Origin of the sequence: Actinomycetospora sp. CA-053990 (assembly GCF_050948445.1) — a bacterium.
Taxonomy (GTDB): Bacteria; Actinomycetota; Actinomycetes; order Mycobacteriales; family Pseudonocardiaceae; genus Actinomycetospora; species Actinomycetospora callitridis.
Genome location: NZ_CP192043.1, coordinates 922,706 through 940,775, shown reverse-complemented (window position 1 = coordinate 940,775; position 18,070 = coordinate 922,706). Strand labels below are relative to the sequence as shown.

22 protein-coding genes and 1 tRNA gene are annotated in these 18,070 nt (G+C 72.3%); 18 read left to right on the top strand and 5 right to left on the bottom strand.

Annotated features, from left to right (window positions below; translation table 11 throughout):
• Positions 1-179: 179 nt before the first annotated feature.
• A complete protein-coding gene (locus ACQPYN_RS04850) occupies positions 180-782 on the top strand; it encodes an HD domain-containing protein (RefSeq protein WP_433034173.1) in 603 nt (200 codons plus the stop codon).
• On the opposite strand, the gene ACQPYN_RS04845 is transcribed toward ACQPYN_RS04850, so the two are convergent.
• The 3 genes from ACQPYN_RS04845 to ACQPYN_RS04835 are packed head-to-tail and all read right to left on the bottom strand — an operon-like array spanning position 779 to position 2,613.
• On the bottom strand, positions 779-1,252 hold the full coding sequence (locus tag ACQPYN_RS04845; protein ID WP_433034170.1) for an NUDIX domain-containing protein: 474 nt from the start codon (positions 1,250-1,252) through the stop codon (positions 779-781). The genes ACQPYN_RS04850 and ACQPYN_RS04845 overlap by 4 nt on opposite strands.
• Before the next feature lie 60 nt (positions 1,253-1,312).
• Complete coding sequence (locus ACQPYN_RS04840) at positions 1,313-1,825, bottom strand: hypothetical protein (protein WP_433034167.1); 513 nt, start codon at positions 1,823-1,825, stop codon at positions 1,313-1,315.
• Between the two features lie 38 nt (positions 1,826-1,863).
• Entirely contained in the window at positions 1,864-2,613 is a 750-nt protein-coding gene (locus ACQPYN_RS04835) for a helix-turn-helix domain-containing protein (RefSeq protein ID WP_433034164.1), read from the bottom strand.
• 164 nt (positions 2,614-2,777) lie between these two features.
• Between ACQPYN_RS04835 and ACQPYN_RS04830 the strand changes: the two genes are divergently transcribed.
• The 9 genes from ACQPYN_RS04830 to ACQPYN_RS04790 all read left to right on the top strand — a co-directional run bounded on the left by ACQPYN_RS04830 (position 2,778) and on the right by ACQPYN_RS04790 (position 7,975).
• A complete protein-coding gene (locus tag ACQPYN_RS04830; RefSeq protein ID WP_433034161.1) occupies positions 2,778-3,182 on the top strand; it encodes a hypothetical protein in 405 nt (134 codons plus the stop codon).
• Positions 3,182-3,547: a WhiB family transcriptional regulator gene (locus ACQPYN_RS04825; protein ID WP_433038728.1), complete on the top strand. Its 366-nt coding sequence runs from the start codon at positions 3,182-3,184 to the stop codon at positions 3,545-3,547. Before ACQPYN_RS04830 ends, ACQPYN_RS04825 begins: the two co-directional genes overlap by 1 nt.
• Entirely contained in the window at positions 3,547-3,864 is a 318-nt protein-coding gene (locus ACQPYN_RS04820; RefSeq protein WP_433034158.1) for a hypothetical protein, read from the top strand. The genes ACQPYN_RS04825 and ACQPYN_RS04820 overlap by 1 nt, the downstream gene beginning before the upstream one ends.
• 2 nt (positions 3,865-3,866) lie before the next feature.
• Positions 3,867-4,088, top strand: a complete 222-nt coding sequence (locus ACQPYN_RS04815; protein WP_433034156.1) for a hypothetical protein — start codon at positions 3,867-3,869, stop codon at positions 4,086-4,088.
• Positions 4,085-5,593 carry an FtsK/SpoIIIE domain-containing protein gene (locus ACQPYN_RS04810; protein WP_433034153.1) on the top strand — a complete coding sequence of 503 codons (1,509 nt, stop codon included), beginning with the start codon at positions 4,085-4,087 and terminating at the stop codon, positions 5,591-5,593. The genes ACQPYN_RS04815 and ACQPYN_RS04810 overlap by 4 nt, the downstream gene beginning before the upstream one ends.
• Positions 5,590-6,018, top strand: coding sequence for a hypothetical protein (locus tag ACQPYN_RS04805; protein ID WP_433034150.1), 429 nt, complete (start codon positions 5,590-5,592; stop codon positions 6,016-6,018). The genes ACQPYN_RS04810 and ACQPYN_RS04805 overlap by 4 nt, the downstream gene beginning before the upstream one ends.
• On the top strand, positions 6,015-6,227 hold the full coding sequence (locus tag ACQPYN_RS04800) for a hypothetical protein (protein WP_274196068.1): 213 nt from the start codon (positions 6,015-6,017) through the stop codon (positions 6,225-6,227). The genes ACQPYN_RS04805 and ACQPYN_RS04800 overlap by 4 nt, the downstream gene beginning before the upstream one ends.
• A 341-nt stretch (positions 6,228-6,568) precedes the next feature.
• Complete coding sequence (locus ACQPYN_RS04795; protein WP_433034146.1) at positions 6,569-6,814, top strand: helix-turn-helix transcriptional regulator; 246 nt, start codon at positions 6,569-6,571, stop codon at positions 6,812-6,814.
• A 6-nt stretch (positions 6,815-6,820) separates the two neighbouring features.
• Positions 6,821-7,975: a site-specific integrase gene (locus tag ACQPYN_RS04790; RefSeq protein WP_433034143.1), complete on the top strand. Its 1,155-nt coding sequence runs from the start codon at positions 6,821-6,823 to the stop codon at positions 7,973-7,975.
• A 54-nt stretch (positions 7,976-8,029) separates the two neighbouring features.
• On the opposite strand, the gene ACQPYN_RS04785 is transcribed toward ACQPYN_RS04790, so the two are convergent.
• Positions 8,030-8,105: transfer RNA gene (locus ACQPYN_RS04785), tRNA-Thr, on the bottom strand.
• Between the two features lie 338 nt (positions 8,106-8,443).
• Between ACQPYN_RS04785 and ACQPYN_RS04780 the strand changes: the two genes are divergently transcribed.
• The gene (locus ACQPYN_RS04780) at positions 8,444-9,817 is read left to right on the top strand and encodes a threonine/serine ThrE exporter family protein (protein WP_433034140.1); all 1,374 of its coding nucleotides are present in this window, start codon (positions 8,444-8,446) and stop codon (positions 9,815-9,817) included.
• Positions 9,783-11,210: an alpha,alpha-trehalose-phosphate synthase (UDP-forming) gene (locus ACQPYN_RS04775; RefSeq protein ID WP_433034137.1), complete on the top strand. Its 1,428-nt coding sequence runs from the start codon at positions 9,783-9,785 to the stop codon at positions 11,208-11,210. The genes ACQPYN_RS04780 and ACQPYN_RS04775 overlap by 35 nt, the downstream gene beginning before the upstream one ends.
• 42 nt (positions 11,211-11,252) lie before the next feature.
• Here ACQPYN_RS04775 and ACQPYN_RS04770 read toward each other — a convergent pair whose 3' ends face one another.
• Entirely contained in the window at positions 11,253-12,350 is a 1,098-nt protein-coding gene (locus ACQPYN_RS04770; protein ID WP_433034133.1) for a LacI family DNA-binding transcriptional regulator, read from the bottom strand.
• A 190-nt stretch (positions 12,351-12,540) separates the two neighbouring features.
• Here ACQPYN_RS04770 and ACQPYN_RS04765 point away from each other — a divergent pair, with 190 nt between their 5' ends.
• The 6 genes from ACQPYN_RS04765 to ACQPYN_RS04740 all read left to right on the top strand — a co-directional run bounded on the left by ACQPYN_RS04765 (position 12,541) and on the right by ACQPYN_RS04740 (position 18,011).
• Positions 12,541-13,470 (top strand): metal ABC transporter solute-binding protein, Zn/Mn family, encoded by a 930-nt coding sequence (locus ACQPYN_RS04765; protein ID WP_433034130.1) that lies wholly within the window; start codon positions 12,541-12,543, stop codon positions 13,468-13,470.
• Positions 13,467-14,267 carry a metal ABC transporter ATP-binding protein gene (locus ACQPYN_RS04760; RefSeq protein WP_433034127.1) on the top strand — a complete coding sequence of 267 codons (801 nt, stop codon included), beginning with the start codon at positions 13,467-13,469 and terminating at the stop codon, positions 14,265-14,267. Before ACQPYN_RS04765 ends, ACQPYN_RS04760 begins: the two co-directional genes overlap by 4 nt.
• Positions 14,264-15,112, top strand: coding sequence for a metal ABC transporter permease (locus ACQPYN_RS04755; protein ID WP_433034124.1), 849 nt, complete (start codon positions 14,264-14,266; stop codon positions 15,110-15,112). Before ACQPYN_RS04760 ends, ACQPYN_RS04755 begins: the two co-directional genes overlap by 4 nt.
• Before the next feature lie 8 nt (positions 15,113-15,120).
• On the top strand, positions 15,121-15,882 hold the full coding sequence (locus ACQPYN_RS04750) for a sulfite exporter TauE/SafE family protein (protein ID WP_433038726.1): 762 nt from the start codon (positions 15,121-15,123) through the stop codon (positions 15,880-15,882).
• A gap of 102 nt (positions 15,883-15,984) precedes the next feature.
• Complete coding sequence (locus tag ACQPYN_RS04745; protein WP_433034121.1) at positions 15,985-16,356, top strand: hypothetical protein; 372 nt, start codon at positions 15,985-15,987, stop codon at positions 16,354-16,356.
• A gap of 53 nt (positions 16,357-16,409) precedes the next feature.
• Positions 16,410-18,011 (top strand): adenylate/guanylate cyclase domain-containing protein, encoded by a 1,602-nt coding sequence (locus ACQPYN_RS04740; protein WP_433034118.1) that lies wholly within the window; start codon positions 16,410-16,412, stop codon positions 18,009-18,011.
• Positions 18,012-18,070 lie beyond the last annotated feature (59 nt).

Sequence of the window (18,070 nt, the reverse complement as noted above, 5' to 3'; positions counted from 1 at the left end):
ATGCGTTGAACGGCACCGACGCACGTTGAGTGGCAGGGAGTAGGGGCGTACCAGAAGAAGACGTTGGCCTGAACGGACTAGCTTGCGAGGGCCCCGCGACGAAGAGGCCACCCCGGCCCTCGTCTCGTCGGTCACCCTCGTGCCATGAGCCTGTACGAGCGGGCGACTAACGTGAACGCGTGTCGACCGACGCCGGTGAGCCAGGCCTGCCGGGCGCTGAGGACGGCCAGGTCGCACTCACGACCGGGCGTGCCATCGCCGCCGCTGTGGCGCGCGAGCTGCTCGCGCCCCTCGGTGATCGGTACCGGCACACGGTGAATGTCGCGGCCCAAGCCGAGGAGCTGTCGGACGCTGTGCCACCGGAAGACCGGGAGCTGCTCGTCGTCGCGGCCTGGTGGCACGACCTCGGGTACGCGCCTGATCTCGTGCAGACCGGGTTCCACCCGATCGACGGCGCCCGCTACCTCGCATCGAAGGGCCACACGCCGCGGTTGTGCGCACTGGTCGCACACCACTCGGCCGCGACTTTCGAGGCTGCGGAGCGCGGGCTCGAGGTCGAGCTAGCGGACTGGCCCCGCGAGGAAGGTCCAGTGCCCGACGCGCTGTGGACGGCAGACATGACGACCGGGCCAGGTGGCGAGCGGTTCGACTACGCGGAGCGCCTGTCGGAGATTCTTGCTCGGTATGACCAGGACTCGATCGTCGGGCGCGCCATGTCCCGTGCGCAGCCCTCGATCCAGGCAGCGATCGAGCGCACCAACAGCCGTCTGGCGACTGCCTAGACAATCTCCGGGGCGCTGTCCGCCCTAAGCGCAGCCTCGATGCGGCGTCGCATCGACGGGTGGACGTCGAGGTCAGGAACCTCGCTCACGTCCACCCACTTCGCGGCCTTCGTCTCGACGCCATCCTGCCGCGGCTCTCCGCTGACGACACGCGCGTGGAAGCAGACGGAGAACTCTTGACGAACCTCGCCGTCGTCGTAGGCCATCACGTGGCCCGGGTCGGTGTAGATACCAACGAGCCCCGTGACCTCGATGCGGACGCCGGTCTCCTCCTCGACCTCCCGCACCGCGGCTTCGGCGACCGACTCACCGAGGTCCATCGCACCACCTGGGAGCGCCCACCGATCGTTATCGATCTTGTGGATCAACAGGATTCGGCCTCCGTCGTCCCGCACCGCGGCAGTGACCGACGGCACCAGGCTGTTGGCCGGCGGCGCCTCGGGATCGTCGTAGTAGTCGATGCGGGCCACAGGCCTAGTATCACCGGTTCGTCGGCGAGGGCCCAGCCTCCAGGCATCGACCCACCTACGTCACCGCCCTAGTTCTTCTTGAACGACATCAGCGAACCTTTCTCTAGCCGCAACCTCTTGCGGCCGGAACTCCTCTTTAAATCTCTTCAGCAGCGCATCGTCCGGCCCATGTGGATAGTTTTCGGTAGCGTCGAAGGACATCGCTTCGATGTGGTTTTCGGCGCGGTCCGCCTCGTTCCGCCATGCCTTATAGGCCCCCAGTGCCCTTTTCGAGCCGTGCGCACTCAGAAGAGCCGCAGCTTTCGCTCGGTCGGATCGCTCAGGACGAGGGTTCTTGATGGCCTCCGCGGCCCCAATCTCAACCTCATAGTGATCGAGACTTGAGTTGTGCTCGATGTTGACGAGCCAGAGCGCATGCCTCTCCATAATCTCAAGGATCTGCAGGTAAGCGTCCGCGGTACGCTGCTCGCGAGCGACCTGTACAGGACGTCGAGCATTCCAAAGCGTAGCGGCCACGCTTGCAAGTCCGACAGTGCCGGAACTGATGACAGAGGCAAGCGCGATAACGTCCACCAATAGCTTCCTATCTAGGACACTAGAAACTGCGACGGTCAGTTGCGGCTTACTTCCGAAAAACCAACCTTCCAAACCTCTTCGAACGACCTCATGTAGTGGTCCCACATACGACCGCCAGGCACGCGCCTCAGGTGGAGGATCGGCGACTCGTTCGCTGGTGCGCCGTAGGCGTGGCCGTTGACCAGCATGTCCTGGTCGAAGCGATACAAGCTGTTGTAGAGCGTCGTCCCGTGCGTCCTAACCTCGATGCCGCGCACACCGTGCACCTGCCGGAGATAGCGGCGGTGCAGCTGGATGCGCCCCTGCAAGCCACCCGTCGTGCCCTCCTCTTCTGCGCGGAGTGCCACGGCCGGCGCCGTCTCGTCACCGAGCAGTATCCGCACCCGGACGCCCTCGGCTGCTTTCTGCGCGATCGTTGCGGCGAAGTCGTATTGCTCGAACAGGAACGAGCCCGCGTAAACAAGCACGTCGATAGCCTCGCCGGCGCCGGCCATCAGCTGGGTCCAGGTGTCGTGCGGGATGGCTGCACGGGTCGGGTGGAGCGCCAGGAGCTCGGCGACGCTCGCTGACTGCGTGGCCGGTGAGTCGACCACCTCGGGCCAGATGTAGGCCTCGTCGACATCGAGCGCCGACGCGACGGCGACGCGATGTGTCCGGTGCGGGAGCCGTCCCTTAGTGATCCAGCGCTCGACCGTCTTGGCGTCCACGCCGAGCCGTTCCGCCAGCTCAGCAGGCCGCAGACCCGCAGAAACGATCGAGCCACGCAATCGCTGATTGGTTCCCATGAGGGGACTCCCCGGGACGTTCCTACGGCCGATAGGGACACTTTAAGCTGCCAAGGACGTCCCGTCACGTCCCTTGTTGGTGGTGCTGGTGTCCCCCGCACTCGCCGTCTCCTGGTGAGGCACCGCACAAGCGGCCACGCCGCCGACATCAGGAGACGAACGAAATGCCCTACGACATCTCCGCACCCATCGACACGAGCCGGCTCGACGTCATCGCCACCGGCCACGGCGCCACCATGGAGCGCTGGGAGGACACCCCGACCGGCCGACGATCCTCGGGCCAGCCACTGATCGATGAGGCCACCGGCGCCCCGGTGCGCATCTACGACGTCATGCTCCCGACCGGCCGCGACGGTCGCCACGAGCTGCACGGCGTACGGGTCGTGTCCCACGAGGCCCCGGAGCTAGCGCCGTACTCCCCCGTGGAGCTGGACGGGCTGTGGGTCCGGGTCAAGCCCGCTCGGAACGGCGGCAAGGGCGTCGAGGTCAGCTTCTCCGCCGAAGCCATTCGTCCCCTGGCGGGGCCGCAGCGCCCGAGCCGGCGCACCGCCGAGGGCGAGGCCGCGTGATGCGCTGGCAGACCCGAGGCACCTGCCGTGACCACGACCCGGAGTTGTTCTTTCCGCCGGACGATGGCCAGGGCCTCGATGACGCCCCGGCCGTGCAGCAGCAGGTGGCAGCCGCTCGCCACGTGTGCCGGTTCTGCCCGGTGCAGCGCGAGTGCCTGGCCTGGGCGCTCGACTCCGGCGAGGACCACGGCGTATGGGCCGCGACCATCCCCGGTGAGCGCCGGATGATGCGCCGGCTGCGGCTGGCCGGCGCGTCCGCCTCGTTCGGCGACGCGGCGTCGTGTCCGGCCTGCTCGCTGCTGTTCCCGATGCCCGCGGTCGACGGAGAGCTGTGCCCAGCCTGCGTCGAGCGGAGGGCCGCGTGATGACCCGTCAACTGCCCTGCCCCGGAACGGCCGGCTTCTCGCTCGCCGCGGCCTCGATGCACGTCGACACCTCGGCCGCCCTCGACGTGCTTGTCCTGACGTGCCGCGACGGCGACTGCCTCGCGCAGTGGACCCCAAGCCCCGTCGAGCGCGACGGCCGGCTCGTGGTCGCCCTGTCGATCGAGGTCTGCCCGGCCTGCGGCTCCTCCACCTGGGAGGTCACCGAGGCCCAGGTTGCCGGCTCACCGACCGCCCGCACCCGCCGCCGCGGGCGCGGCACCACCCATCGTTCATCCCGCTCAGGAAGGGGTTTCTGATCATGGCTCGTCCGATGCGCGCCACCGGGCTCACCACCGGCGGCTACCACTTCTGCACCGCATGCCAGGGCTCCGGCTCCTGCGCCCAGCGCACCTGGACCTCCCGTGGCTGGGAGCGCTCCTACGGGCGCTGTGGGGCCTGCAACGGCAAGGGCGGCAAGTTCGCCAACCACACCCCCAAGGACCGCATCACCCGTGGCGGGCTCGGGGGGCGTGCCCGATGAGAGAGATCAGCACCGCGCGGCTGTGGCGCGGCCAGACCATCCGCACCCGCGCCGATGTCATGCGCATGGAACGCCTCCACGAGCGCTCCCGGCTCATCCGCTGGAGCCTCACCGCCGGGTGGTGGGCCGGCTGGCTGACCGTCATGACCGTCTGGGGCTGCCTCTATGTCCCCGCCCTCGGCGGCGCCCTGACCGTTGCCGCGCTGGCCTGGCTCGCGCTCGGGCCGTGGGGGCTGCTCGTCGTCGCCCTGGTCGGGGCGCTCGTCGCGCGGATTTGGTCGCGGTCCTCCCCCGCCTCCTGGGAGTCGCGGGTGACCTCGCGGCTCCGGCGCTTCGCTCGCCGGACCCGCTACCGCTGGTCCTGGGACGACGTGTGCGCCGCGACCGGAGTCAAGGCCACCGACGCCTCCCATCGCGTCATCGTCCCCCGCCTGCTGTGGGTGTCCTTGGGCGAGCACGTCGACCAGCTCCACGTCCAGCTCTGCGCTGGCGTCACCCCCGGCGTCATCGCTCGCCAGGCCGACGCCCTGGCCTGTGAGTGGTGTGCCCTCGAGGTCCGCGTCCTCGCCCACCCCTCACGCGAAGGCTGGGTGCTGCTGCGCGTGGTCTACCGCGACGTCCTCGCCGAGGACGCCGACGAGGAGCCACTGGCCTCGGCCGACCTCAAGTGGCTGCGCGTCGGGCGCCGTGAGGACGGCGAACCCTGGTGGCTGCGACTCATGGGCACCCACGTCCTGATCGCGGGCCTCACCGGCGCCGGCAAGTCCGGGCTCGTCGCAGCGATCATCCGCGCGCTGGCCCCCGCAATCCGGGACGGGAAGGTGCGCCTGGTCGGGATCGACCCCAAGGGCGGCATGGAGTACCGGATGGTCTCCGAGCTGTTCTACATGCTGGCCTACGGCGACGACGAGCACCTCGTGGCCGCCCTGGAGTTCGCCGCTGACCTCATGCGCCAGCGCGCCGAAGCGCTCGGCGGCAACGTCCGCAAGCTGCTCGCGCGGATGTTCGGCGACTACCCGCTCTACGTGATCCTCGTCGACGAGCTGCTGGCGCTGACCACCTACATCGCCAACCGCGACCTCAAGGACCGGGCCAACGCCGCGGTGCGCCGGATGCTCTCCCAGGGTCGCGCCCCCGGTGTCGTGGTCATCGGCTGCGTGCAGGACCCCCGCAAGGAAGTCCTCTCGTTCCGCGACATGTTCGGCTACCGCGTCGCCCTGCGGCTCGACTCCGACGTCGAGACCCGAATGGTGCTCACCGACTCCGCCTACGACCGCGGCGCCCGGTGCGACGCCATCCCCGAGGCCTGCCCCGGCATGGGGTTCGTCATCGATGAGGACGGCGGCAAGCGCCAGCCCATCAAGGTTCGAGCCGACTGGGTCTCCGACGCCGAACTGTCGTACCTGGCCGCCGAGTACCCCGCGCCTGAGCAGGTCGAGGTCCCCCCGCTCGCCACCCGCAGCAAGCGGTCCGGCGGGTCCAGCTCGGGAGGGCAGGCGGCATGAGACAGATCGGGCTGATCAACGTCATCCGCACGACCGGCGACGCCGAATCGGGCGGTTCGCTGCTCGGGGCCCTCGTCGGCCTGGCCGGCTTCGTCCTCCTGGCCGCCGGGGGCTACCGCGCTCTGGACGCCGGACTCCGCGGCGTCGCTGCCACCACGGCCGAGGCCAACCGCGTTGTCGGCTGTGGCGTCGCCATCGTCCTCGTCCTCGGCGCACTCACTGCAGCCGGCTGGGTCCTTCTCGCTCGCCGCCGCGCTCTGCGGGACGCCTCGGTCGTAGAGGCATTCACCGCCGCCACCGACCGCGCCCTTGAAGCCCACCGCCAGCGCCAGCTCGCGTCCGCACCTGACCCACCGCGCCGCCAGCTCCACCACGTCCACGCAGTCCGACTGGACCGCACCGAACCCGGAGGGCAGCGCCCATGATCGCCGCCGTCATCATCGCAGCCCTGCTCACGGTGATCGCGGCCCAGACCCGGGCCGTCGGCGCCGCTGTCGTCCTCGGCGTCATCACGGTCGCGCTGCTCGCCGTCGTCGCTCCCGGCGTCGTCACCGGCACCGGCCACGTCCTGGGCGCCATCGCCAGCGGTATTGGCGACGCCCTGTCCGCTGCATCGGCTGGGGCGCGCACATGATCGAAGACCCCCCTCGACCGCGCTGCCCGCGGCATCAGCGAGGCCAACCACGTCTCGTTCCACGGCCTGGTCGACGTCCATGCCCTCGGTTCGGCTGTCTTCCAGCTCGCCACCGTCGCCGGCCGGCTGCCCCAGCTTCTGGCCTACCTCGGGCGCTGTCTCCAGCGGGCAGAGGCCAACGGCTTCCGCGACGACCGCGCCACCGACCCCGCCACCACGTTGCTCGAGGCGAAGTCGGAGCTCGTCGAGGCCGCAGCCGCCCTCGAGCCCGTCGCGGCCCACCTCGAGCGGGCGCTCGGCCAGCTCGCGCACCTCGCACGACGAAACCAGGAGGACTAGCGATGACCACCTACGACATCGTCCGGCCCGTCGGTGATCGCACGACGGCCGCAGCCCCCAGCCGCCCGGAGCGTCTCTGGGGCGCCGAGGACGTCGCGAGCTTCCTCTGCGTGCCGCTCCGAACGATCTACCAGTGGCGCTACACCAAGTACGGCCCTCGCGGCCGGCGCGTGGGCCGGTACCTCCGCTACGACCCCGCCGAGGTTCGGGCGTGGTTCGACGGCCTCGACGACACCGAGCGGGGCTGATCCGCCATGCCACGACCCGCGATCCCGATCGGGAGCTATGGGCAGATCACTGTCCGCGGCGAGCCCGGCAACTACGTCGCACGAGCGCTGTTCCGCGACCTCGACGGTCAGGCCAGGCAGGTCGAGCGACGCGGCGCCAGCAAGACCAAGGCCCGGGACAACCTAAAGGCGGCGCTGAAGGACCGGGCGCGGACCGGCACCGGCGTCACCGGGGACACGCGCATCCGCGAGATCGTTCCCGAGTGGTTGAAGAAGATCGAGGCCGCGGCGGAAGAAGGGGACCGTTCGCCGAGCACGGCCGAGCACTATCGCCGCCAGCTCGACCGGATCATCCTCCCCGGCGTCGGTGAGCTGAGGCTGCGAGAGGCCACCGTTCCCGTCCTCGACTCGTTCATCCAGGCCGTACGGACGCAGCGAGGTCCAGCAGCCGCGAAGCTCACGAGGACGGTGCTCTCGGGCGTGCTCGGGGTCGCCGTCCGGCACGGGGCGATCCCCTCGAACCCTGTGCGGGATGTCAGCCGCATCAACACGAGTCGGCGCAAGGCGACGCGGGCGCTCACCTTCGACGAGTGCCGTTCCTGGCTCGCGCACCTAAAGGCGGACGAGACAGCGGTCGAGAAGGACCTCCCGGACCTGTGTCTGTTCATGATCGGGACCGGAGTCCGCATCGGTGAAGCGCTGGCGGTGGCCTGGGCGGAGGTCGACCTCGACGCGGGAACCGTCGACGTCGGGCACACCCTGATCCGCGTCACGGGCGTCGGCCTGGTTCGCAAGAGCACCAAGACCGAGACAGGCGAGCGGCTCCTGATCCTGCCCGGGTTCCTGCGCTCGATGCTGGGGCGGCGCCAACGAGCGGGCGATGTCGACGGACCGGTGTTCCCGGACACCCTCGGCGGGTGGCGTGACCCCTCCAACACCCGCCGGGCGTTCCGCGAGGCACGAGGAAGCGACGGCTTCGCCTGGGTCACGTCGCACGTGTTCCGCCGAACCTGCGCCACGATCCTCGACACCGCCGGCCAGACGCCCCGTGCGATTGCCGACCAGCTCGGGCACGCCCACGTCTCGATGACCCAGAACCACTACCTGGGCCGACGGATCGCCAACCCCGGCGCTGCCGCTGCCCTCGACGCCTGGCACGACGAGGAGGAATCCGGTGAGTAAGACGTGGGTTGATCACTGCGGCCAACATCCAGCACCCAGCGCGACCAGTGAAGATGGAGCCGGCGCGGGGAATCGAACCCCGGACCTTTCGCTTACAAGGCGAATGCTCTGCCGATTGAGCTACGCCGGCACGGGAGCCATGGTACGAGGCGCCCGTGGGCGGGCAGCCCCCGCCCGGCGCGGCGGTGGCTAGTGTCGTCGTGCGGGGGTGGCGGTCGAGCCGGGGCGGCCCCGTCCCCTGTCCGAGTGGGGCGTCACACGCGCCACCCGGGACAACGTTGATCGGCTCCCACACGTCTGGGCAGGTGCTGGATGAAGTTTCCCGGAGTGCCCCGTCATCAGCGTGAGCACTCCGGCGAGCAGGGAGAGGAAGGTCCGCCCGTGGGGGTGGCCCAGCGAGCACGAGGCTCGCTCCGCCGACAGTTCCCGGTCACACCCGATCTTCGTCGCGCGATCGACGCGCCGACGATGCGCGACACGCTGCTCCCGGCCGTGCCGGGGCCGCAGGTCGCCGACGACACCCTCGTGCTGCGCGTGCTCGACCTCGCGCTGCGCATCGGCGAGGTGCAGCTCGCCACCGGCGCGGGCGCGGCCGTCGCGCACGACACGATGCTCTCCATCGCGCGGACGTACGGCCTGCCGACGTGCGACGTCGACATCGCCTTCTCGACGATCACGATGTGCTGCCACCGCGGCAACGAGGCCGGCCCGGTGACGACGATGCGCAACGTCCGCTACCGGACGCAGGATTACACGCGCCTCGCCGACGTCGACGCGATCATCTCCATGATCGTCGACCGCGAGGAGCCGCTGAGCGTCGAGGAGGCGTTCACCCGCCTCGGCACCGCCGTCGACGGCCCGCATCCCTACCCGCGGTTCGTCGCGGGCATGGCGCGGTCGCTGTTCGCCGGCGCGGTCGCCTTCCTCATCGGCGGCGGCCTGCTCGTCGCGGTGCTCGCCGCCCTGGCCACCGGGGTCATCTGGACCGCGGCGCGCTGGCTCCGCAAGCACGGGGTCCCGATGTTCTTCCAGCAGATGGTCGGCGCCACCATCGTCACGCTCAGCGCGACGACGCTGGCGTGGACCGGGACGCTCGAGGACTCCCCCGCGTTCGTCATCGCGGCCGGCATCGTCGTGCTCCTCTCGGGCCTGTCGCTGGTCGGCCTCGTGCAGGACGCGATCTCCGGCTTCCCGCTCACGGCGGCCGGACGTGCGGTCGAGGTCGTCCTCGCGTCGGCGGGGCTGCTGGTGGGCGTCGTCGTCAGCATCAAGCTCGTCGCCACGGTGCTCGGCACCGACGCGGGCGCCTACGCGGCCGTGGTGCCGCAGAGCCCGGCACCGTCGCTGCACCCGATCTCGCTGCTCGCCGCCGCGGCGGCCGGGATGCTGTTCGCCCTCTCCGCCTACGCGCCGTGGCGCTCGCTGCCGCTCGCCGCGCTCGCGGGCGCGGTGGCGTGGGCCGGCTACGGGCTGCTCGGGATCCTCGGTGCCGGGGAGGTCGTGGCCGCGGCGCTCGCGGCGGCCGCGCTCGGGCTCGTCGCGATGGTCCTGCCCCGCTCACTGGGTACACCCCCGTTGGTGCTGGTGATCGCCGGGATCACGCCGCTCCTGCCGGGCCTCACGATGTACCGCGGGTTCTCGCAGCTCGCGTACGGCGGTGTGGCCGTGGGCGCGGTGACGATCCTGCTCGCCCTGACCTTCGGTCTCGCTCTCGCGGCCGGGGTCTCGGTGGGGGAGCAGATCGGCTGGCCGCTGCAACGGCTGCTCCGCCGTGTGCTGCCCGGAGAGACCGCGGAGGACAGAGAACGTGACGCACGCCGAGGACGACCACGGGTCTTCTGACCTGGTGGTGGTCGCCAATCGCCTTCCTCTCGGCATCGACGAGGACGGCAGTTGGCAGCGCAGCCCGGGCGGGCTGGTCACCGCCCTCGAGCCGACCCTGCGCGCGCGGAAGGGCGCATGGGTCGGCTGGCCCGGGCGGCCGGACGTCGAGGCGGAGCCGTTCGACGACGACGGCCTGGCGATCCGGCCGGTAGCGATCAGCGCCGACGAGGTCGCCGAGTACTACGAGGGCTTCGCCAACGCGACGCTCTGGCCGCTCTACCACGACGTCGTCGCGACGCCCCGCTTCGAACGGTCCTGGTGGGAGGCCTACCGACGGGTGAACGAGCGCTTCGCGGACGCCGCGGCGCGGTCGGCGGCCCAGGGAGCGACGGTCTGGGTGCAGGACTACCAGCTCCAGCTCGTCCCCCACCTGCTGCGCGAGCGCCGTCCGGACCTGCACATCGGGTTCTTCCTGCACATCCCGTTCCCGCCCCCCGAGCTCTTCGCCCAGCTGCCCTGGCGGGACGCGGTGGTGGAGGGGCTGCTGGGTGCCGACGTGATCGGCTTCCAGACCGCGGGCGGCGCCGGGAACTTCCGTCGCGTCGCCACCCGGCTCACCGACGCCGAGGCCGGCCCCGAGGCCGGCCCCGCGTCCGGCGCCGACCACCTCACCGCGCCGGACGGCCGCACCGTCAGCGTCGCCGCCTACCCGATCTCGGTGGACGCGCCCCAGCTCGACGAGATGGCCCGCGACCCGGAGACGGCCGAGCGCGCCGAGGCCCTGCGCCACGAGCTCGGCGACCCGCGCACCGTGCTGCTCGGCGTGGACCGTCTCGACTACACCAAGGGCATCGACGTCCGCCTGCAGGCGTTCGCGGAGGCCCTGGGCGACGGGCGGCTCGACGCGGGAGAGACGGTCCTGGTCCAGGTGGCGACGCCCAGCCGCGAGCGCGTCGAGCACTACGCCGAGATGCGGGACACGATCGAGCTGAGCGTGGGCCGCATCAACGGCGAGTACGCCTCGATCGGGCGGCCGGTGATCCACTACGTGCACCAGGGGGTCCCGCGCGAGGAGCTCGTCTCGTTCTACCGCTGCGCCGACGTCATGCTCGTGACGCCCTACCGCGACGGCATGAACCTCGTCGCCAAGGAGTACGTCGCGTCCCGGTCCGACGGCGGCGGGGCGCTGGTGCTCTCGGAGTTCACCGGCGCGGCCGACGAGCTGGGCGACGGCGCGTACCTGGTCAACCCGCACGACATCCACGCGGTGGGCGACGCGATCGTCGCCGCGGCCTCGCAGGACCCGGAGGAGGCCCGGCGGCGGATGGGCCTGCTGCACGCGCAGGTGCTCGAGCACGACGTCGAGCGCTGGGCGGCGGGGTTCCTCGAGGCGCTGGGCGTGGGTGCCTGACGGCTCGTGAGCAGTTCGGGGTGCCTCAGCACCTCGAAGTGCTCACCTGCCGGAGGCACCCGGCGGGGGCCCCGAGGTGGCGCGGGCGAGCAGCTCGGTGGGCAGCAGCAGGGTGCGGGAACGCTGACGGTCGCCGCGGTCGAGCAGGAGCTCGCCCGCCGCGCGGCCCTTGTCGAGGGTCGGCTGGCGGATGGTGGTGAGCTCCGCGCGCTCGGCGGCGGGGACACCGTCGAAGCCGGTGACGGAGACCTGGTCGGGCACGTGGCGGCCCGACTCACGGACGTGGCGCAGCGCGCCGAGGGCGAGGAGGTCCGACGTGCAGGCGATCGCCGTGACGTCGTGGCGCGCGAGCAGCTGCTCGGCGCCCGAGGCGCCCGCCGACTCGCTGTGGTCGAAGCGCTCGACCACCGGCACGGTCGTCCAGTCCACGCCGGCCTCGGCGAACCCCTCGCGGAGCCCGGACAGGCGACGGCGTTGCACCTCGTAGCGGGCGTTCTCCTGGCGGCCGACGCTGGCGAAGCCGTCGTTGCGCTCGGTCGACAGGCGCATGCAGAGCACGCCGACCTTGCGGTGGCCGAGCCCGGCGAGGTGCCGGGCCATGTCGACCATCGCGGCGTGGTCGTCGATGCCGACGCGGTCGACGTCCGAGACCGCGGTGGGCTGGTCGCACACGACGACGGGCACGGGGCGCTCGAGCACCGCGGCGAAGTTGTCGTCGTCGTCGGGCATCGAGTAGACGACGAAGCCGTCGACGCCGGCCCGCGCGACGGCGCCGGGGTCGTCGGCCTCCGGGCTCACCGGCACGAGCAGCAGGCCGGAGCCGTTGTCCTCGCAGGCCAGCGCGAGCCCCTCGAGGAACTGCACCGCCACGGGGTCGCGGAAGGCGTAGGACAGCGCCTCGGTGAGCAGCAGGCCGACCGCGCCGGCCTTGCGGGTGCGCAGGGATCGGGCGACGGGATCCGGGCCCGGGTAGCCGAGGCGTCGCGCCGTGTCGAGCACGCGGCGACGCAGGGCCGGGGAGAGCTGGTCGGGGCGGTTGTAGGCGTTCGAGACCGTCGTCCGGGAAACGCCCAGCTCAGCCGCCAGCGAGGCGAGCGTGGCGGTACGCCGCGACCGGCGCCCCTCGAGTGCCTCTCCCACCGCCCGAACGTATCGACTGTTTCGATCTAGGGCCACTCCGCGCGACCGATGGGGCGGGTGGTGCGCCGGGTGCGCGCCGCATGTGACCGGGTCGGGTGAACCCGACCCTGCCTCTCGCAATCGATAACCGTTATCGTTTCGGGCGAACGGACCGGACCCCGCCGGCCCACCGTCGACGAGGAGCCCGCCCGTGCCCGTCCGTCCCCGAACCGCGGCCGTCGTGGCCCTCGCGCTCGGTGCGCTGCTGCTCGCCGGCTGCGGCGGGTCCGGTGACACGCAGGCGACCCCCGCTCCGCAGGCTCCGACCCCGGGGCGGACGCTGACGGTCGTGGCCACCACCAACGTCTGGGGCTCCGTGGCGAGCGCGGTCGCCGGGCCCGGGGTCGAGGTGCGCTCGATCATCCAGGACCCCGCGGCCGACCCGCACTCGTACGAGAGCACCCCTGCCGACGCCGCGGCGATCACGAACGCCGACCTCGTGGTCTACAACGGCGGCGGGTACGACGAGTGGGTCGAGCAGATCCTCGACGGCGACCCGGCCCTGCAGGGCCGCGCGGTCGAGGCCTTCGCGCTGCGCGGCGACCAGGCGCAGGAGAACGAGCACGTGTGGTTCGACCCGACCGCGGTCAAGGGCGTCGTCACCCAGGTCGCCGACCGCCTCGCGGCCGTCGAGCCCGCCCAGGCCGACGCACTGCGCCAGCGGGCGAGCACGTTCTCCGGTCGCGTCGACGAGGAGGCGGCGCGGCTCGCGGCGATCGGCCAGGCCCGCCCCGGCTCCCGTGTGCTCGCCACCGAGCCGATCGCGCACTACCTGCTCGCCGGTGCCGGCGTCGCCGACGCCACCCCGCCCGCGTTCAGCGAGGCGATCGAGAACGAGACCGACCCGCCGGCCGCGACGCTCGCCGAGGCCAACCAGCTCGTCGGCACCCGCGGGGTGAACGCCCTGGTCTTCAACCCGCAGACCGAGACCCCGCTGACCACCGGCCTGCGCGACGCGGCGACGGGCGCGGGTGTGCCGGTCGTCGACGTGACCGAGACACTTCCCGCCGGGCAGGACTACCTGACCTGGCTCGGTGCCACCCGCACCGAGCTCGCCCGCGCCCTGGGAGCCCCTGCATGAGCTCGACCCCGTCCCTCCGCCTGTCCGGCGCCGAGGTGCGCCGCGGCGGGCGCACGCTGTGGACGGGGCTCGATCTCGCCGTCGCTCCCGGCGAGTTCGTCACCGTGCTGGGCCCGAACGGCTCGGGCAAGACGACGCTGCTCTCGGTGCTGCTCGGGCTGCTCCCGCTGGCGGCCGGGACGTGCGAGGTCGGTGGGCACGCGCCGCGGCGCGGGAACGCGACCGTCGGGTACGTCCCGCAGCACACGAACGTCGACCCGCTGACCCCGCTGCGCGGACGGGACCTCGTCGGGCTCGGCCTCGACGGGCACCGCTTCGGGCCCGTCCTCCGTGGGCGGGCCGAGCGGGCCCGGAAGGTGCGGGAGGCGTTGCTGCAGGTCGACGCCCTGGACCTTGCCGACGCCCCGGTCGGCGCGCTGTCCGGCGGGGAGCAGCAACGGCTGCGGATCGCGCAGGCGCTCGTCGGGGACCCGGGGCTGCTGCTGGCCGACGAGCCGCTGCACTCGCTGGACCTGGCCCGGCAGCGCACGGTGGTCGACCTGCTCGAGCGGCGCCGCCGTGAGCACGGCACCGCGGTGGTGCTCGTGACCCACGAGCTCAACCCGGTCCTGCCCGTCACCGACCGGGTGCTCTACCTCGTCGACGGCCAGTTCCGGATCGGCACGCCCGACGAGGTGATGACCTCCGAGACGCTCTCCGAGCTCTACCGCACCGAGGTCGACGTCGTCCGGGTGCGCGACCGCATCGTCGTCGTCGGGGCCGAGGACCGCCTCGTCCACACCGGGGGCGGTCCGTGAGCACGCTCGACCTCCTCTCGCTCGACTTCGTCCGCAACGCGCTCATCGCGGGCGTCGTCCTCGCGGTCCTGTCCGGACTGCTCGGCCCCGTGGTCGTCGGGCGGGGCATGGCGTTCTCGGTGCACGGGACCGCCGAGCTGGCGTTCGCCGGCGGCGCCGGGGCGCTGCTCGTCTTCGGCACCGACGCCGTCGGCTGGGGCGCGCTCGTCGGCGCGGTGCTCGTCGCCCTGCTCTTCGGCGCCCTCGGCCGCGCCCAGCGCGAGCGCGACTCCGTGATCGGGGTGCTGCTGTCGTTCGGGCTCGGCCTCGGGGTGCTGTTCCAGTCGCTCTACACGGGGCGCTCGGCCAACAAGTTCGGGCTGCTCGTCGGCCAGATCGTCGGCGTGGACGTCGGCGACGTGCTGACGCTCGCGATCGTGGGCGTCGTCGTGCTCGGCGTGTTCGCGGTGGTCCGGCGGCCGCTGCTGTTCGCGAGCCTCGACCCCGAGGTCGCCGCCGCCCGCGGGGTGCCCGTGCGCGCGCTCTCGATCGTCTTCGCGGTGCTGCTGGGCGTGACGGTGGCGCTCGGCGTCCAGATCGTCGGCGCGCTGCTCGTGCTCTGCCTGCTCATCACGCCGGCCGCCGCCGCCGCGCAGGTCACGGCGTCGCCGACGCTGGCGTCCGTGCTCGCCGTGGTGTTCGCCGAGGTCGCGGTGATCGGCGGCATCGTGGCGTCGCTCGACGCCGGGCTGCCGATCAGCCCGTTCGTCGCCTCGATCGCGTTCGTGATCTACGTGGTCTGCCGCGCCCTCGGGGCGCTGCGGACCCGGCGGCGATCGACGCGCGCGACCATCATGTCCGGGTGACCCCCGGCCTGGACTTCGGGCATGCGGCGATCATCGTCGTGGCGGGCGTGTGGGCCGGGATGGTCAACACGATCGTCGGCTCCGGGACGCTGGTGACGTTCCCCGTCCTGCTCGCCCTCGGCTACCCGCCGCTGACCGCCAACGTCTCCAACGGGCTCGGCCTCGTCCCCGGCTCCCTGACCGGCGCGATCGGCTACCGGCGCGAGCTCCGCAGCCTGCGCGGGCGGGTCGTCCGGCTCGGCGTCGCGTCGGTGCTCGGCGGGCTCACCGGCGCGGTGCTGCTGCTCTGGCTGCCGCCGAAGGCGTTCGACGCGGTGGTGCCGGCGCTCGTCGCCCTGGCGGTGGTGCTCGTGGTGATCCAGCCCTGGGTCTCGCGCCGGATGGCCGCGCGACGTCCCGACGGCGCGCCCCGCACCCGCGTCGGCCCCGCCGTGTGGTCGGCGACCTACGGCACCGGCGTCTACGGCGGGTACTTCGGCGCCGCGCAGGGCGTCCTGCTGCTCGCGACGCTCGGCCTGCTGATCGACGACGACCTGCAACGGCACAACGCGGTGAAGAACGTGCTCGCAACGCTCGCGAACCTCGTCTCGGGGATCGTGTTCGCGCTGGTCGCGCCGGTGTCGTGGCCGGTCGTGGCGTGCGTGGCCTGCGGGTCGATCGTCGGCGGCGTGATCGGCTCGCTGGTCGGGCGGCGGCTGCCGCCGGTGGTGCTCCGCGGAGTGATCGTCGTGGTGGGCGTCGCGGCGTTGGTGCAGCTGCTGGTGCGGTGACTCGTTTTCGAGAGCAGTGCTCTTGCTTCTCGGTCGCTCGGCTGCCATGCTGAGAGCAGTGCTCGCAGACGTGAGCGGTGGTCACAATCGGGGGAGCGTCCCATGTCCGTCACCGTCACCAGCCCGTCGCCGACGACCGGGCGCCTGCCGCGGTCCGCCCCCATCGCCGCCGGAGCGGTGGCGGTCATGGTCGTCGGCCAGTTCGCGATGCTCGCCGTCGTCCCGGTCGCGATCGTCGTCGTCAGCACCTGGCGCCACGCCCGGCTCGCTGCCCTGCGGTGGTGGGCGGCGGGTCTCGCCGTCGCCTTCGCGACGCCGCTCGTGCTCTGGGCGATCGGCCCGGACCGCGCGCCGAGCCTCTCGAAGGACATGCACCCGGCCCTGGCGGCGGTGCTCGTCGCCGCGGCGGTCGCCTACGTCGCCGCGTGGGTCGTCGTCCGGCGCCGTCGCGCCGTTCCGTCCACGGGGGAGTGAGCCTCCCGGCGGTGTGACGTCGCTGGTCGCCGGCCCGCGGCTAGGGTCCGCCCATGTCCGGAGCGTCCCGAGGTACGGCGACCGAGGAGCGCGGTCTCCGGATGGTCACGCGGCTCGCGCTCGCCCTCGTCGTCGTCATCCCCAACATCATGGGCGCGGGGGTGGTGCTCGTCGTCGCCGCCTGGGTGCTGCCCCTCGGCGAGCTCGTCGAGGACGACCCCGGCGCACTGATGCGCAACCTCGTCGCGTTCGGGGCCTACGTGCTCGGCGCCGTGCTCGTCGGCGTGGTCTGGGGTCACTTCCGGATGCGGGTACCGCGGCCCCCGGGTCCGGGCGCGGACGACCGCGCCGTGCGGCGGCAGCGCAAGCGCCTGCGCCGCGTCGTGCTGCGCGGCCCGCTGCGACTCGCGACCGTCCAGACCGTCCTGTGGGCGGCGGCCGTCGTCGTCTTCGTGCTCATCAACGTCTTCGCGAGCCCCCGGCTGGGCATCTCGGTCGGCATCACCGTGGCGCTCGGCGGGGTGGCGACGGTCGCGGTGACCTACCGGCTCGTCGAGCGCGTCCTGCGCCGCGACGTGGCGCGCGTGCTCAACGACCGCCCGCCGTCGGGACGCGTCCTGCCCGGGGTGGCGCTGCGCGCGGTGGGCTCGTGGGTGCTCGGGACCGCGGTGCCGCTGGTCGGCGTCCTGCTCGCCGCCGTGGCCTCGCTCGCGTTCGGCGGCTACACCACCGACCGGCTCGCCCTCGTCGTCCTCGTGCTCGGCGGCGTGGCGCTCGTCGTGGGCTTCCTGGTCACGGTGCTCACCGCCATGTCGACGGCGGCGCCGGTGCTCGCCGTGCGCCGGGCCCAGCGCCAGGTCGAGGACGGCGACTACGACGCCGAGGTCCCGGTGTTCGACACCACCGAGCTGGGCCTGCTCCAGGCCGGCTTCAACACCATGGTCGGCGGGCTGCGCGAGCGGGAGCGCGTGCGGGACCTGTTCGGCCGGCACGTCGGCGAGGACGTCGCCCGCACCGCGATGGAGAACGACGTCGAGCTCGGGGGCGAGGTGCGCGAGGTCGCGGTGCTGTTCGTCGACCTCGTCGGCTCCACCCGGCTCGCCGCGACCCGGCCCCCGCACGAGGTCGTCGAGATCCTCAACGCGTTCTTCGCCGTGGTGATCGACGTGGTCGAGCAGCACGACGGCTGGATCAACAAGTTCGAGGGCGACGCGGCGCTCGCGATCTTCGGTGCGCCGACCGCGCTCGACGACGCCGCCGGCTGCGCCCTGCGCGCCGGGCGGGAGATGGCGCGGCGCATCGCCGACGAGCTCGACGACATCTCCGCGGGCATCGGCGTCTCGGCCGGCGAGGCCGTCGCCGGCAACATCGGCGACACCCGCCGCTACGAGTACACGGTGATCGGCGACCCGGTGAACGAGGCCGCGCGGCTGACCGAGGTCGCGAAGGAGCTCGACGGCGGGGTCGTGGCGTCGGGGGCGGCGTTGTCGCGCGCGGGGGACGAGGCGCAGCGGTGGGAGGTGGTCGAGTCCCGCGTGCTCCGGGGTCGCGAGGACGACACCGACCTGGCCGTGCCGCGGGAGCACGCGCCTCGCTCCGGGTCGTCTCGCGGGGTGCCCGCCGATTCCGGCCGAAGGGCACCTTCGCTCGGATAGAGCGGCAAGGGGTGCCCTTCGCCAGGACGGTCCGGGCGAGCGAACGGGAAGTTCGCGCG

Coding starts and splice junctions, on each gene's coding strand:
- ACQPYN_RS04805 (WP_433034150.1), top strand. CDS start 5,590: ATGAGACAGATCGGGCTGATCAACGTCATCCGCACGACCGGCGACGCC.
- ACQPYN_RS04790 (WP_433034143.1), top strand. CDS start 6,821: ATGCCACGACCCGCGATCCCGATCGGGAGCTATGGGCAGATCACTGTC.
- ACQPYN_RS04835 (WP_433034164.1), bottom strand. CDS start 2,613: ATGGGAACCAATCAGCGATTGCGTGGCTCGATCGTTTCTGCGGGTCTG.
- ACQPYN_RS04810 (WP_433034153.1), top strand. CDS start 4,085: ATGAGAGAGATCAGCACCGCGCGGCTGTGGCGCGGCCAGACCATCCGC.
- ACQPYN_RS04800 (WP_274196068.1), top strand. CDS start 6,015: ATGATCGCCGCCGTCATCATCGCAGCCCTGCTCACGGTGATCGCGGCC.
- ACQPYN_RS04820 (WP_433034158.1), top strand. CDS start 3,547: ATGACCCGTCAACTGCCCTGCCCCGGAACGGCCGGCTTCTCGCTCGCC.
- ACQPYN_RS04780 (WP_433034140.1), top strand. CDS start 8,444: ATGCGCGACACGCTGCTCCCGGCCGTGCCGGGGCCGCAGGTCGCCGAC.
- ACQPYN_RS04815 (WP_433034156.1), top strand. CDS start 3,867: ATGGCTCGTCCGATGCGCGCCACCGGGCTCACCACCGGCGGCTACCAC.
- ACQPYN_RS04825 (WP_433038728.1), top strand. CDS start 3,182: ATGCGCTGGCAGACCCGAGGCACCTGCCGTGACCACGACCCGGAGTTG.
- ACQPYN_RS04760 (WP_433034127.1), top strand. CDS start 13,467: ATGAGCTCGACCCCGTCCCTCCGCCTGTCCGGCGCCGAGGTGCGCCGC.
- ACQPYN_RS04745 (WP_433034121.1), top strand. CDS start 15,985: ATGTCCGTCACCGTCACCAGCCCGTCGCCGACGACCGGGCGCCTGCCG.
- ACQPYN_RS04795 (WP_433034146.1), top strand. CDS start 6,569: ATGACCACCTACGACATCGTCCGGCCCGTCGGTGATCGCACGACGGCC.
- ACQPYN_RS04830 (WP_433034161.1), top strand. CDS start 2,778: ATGCCCTACGACATCTCCGCACCCATCGACACGAGCCGGCTCGACGTC.
- ACQPYN_RS04740 (WP_433034118.1), top strand. CDS start 16,410: ATGTCCGGAGCGTCCCGAGGTACGGCGACCGAGGAGCGCGGTCTCCGG.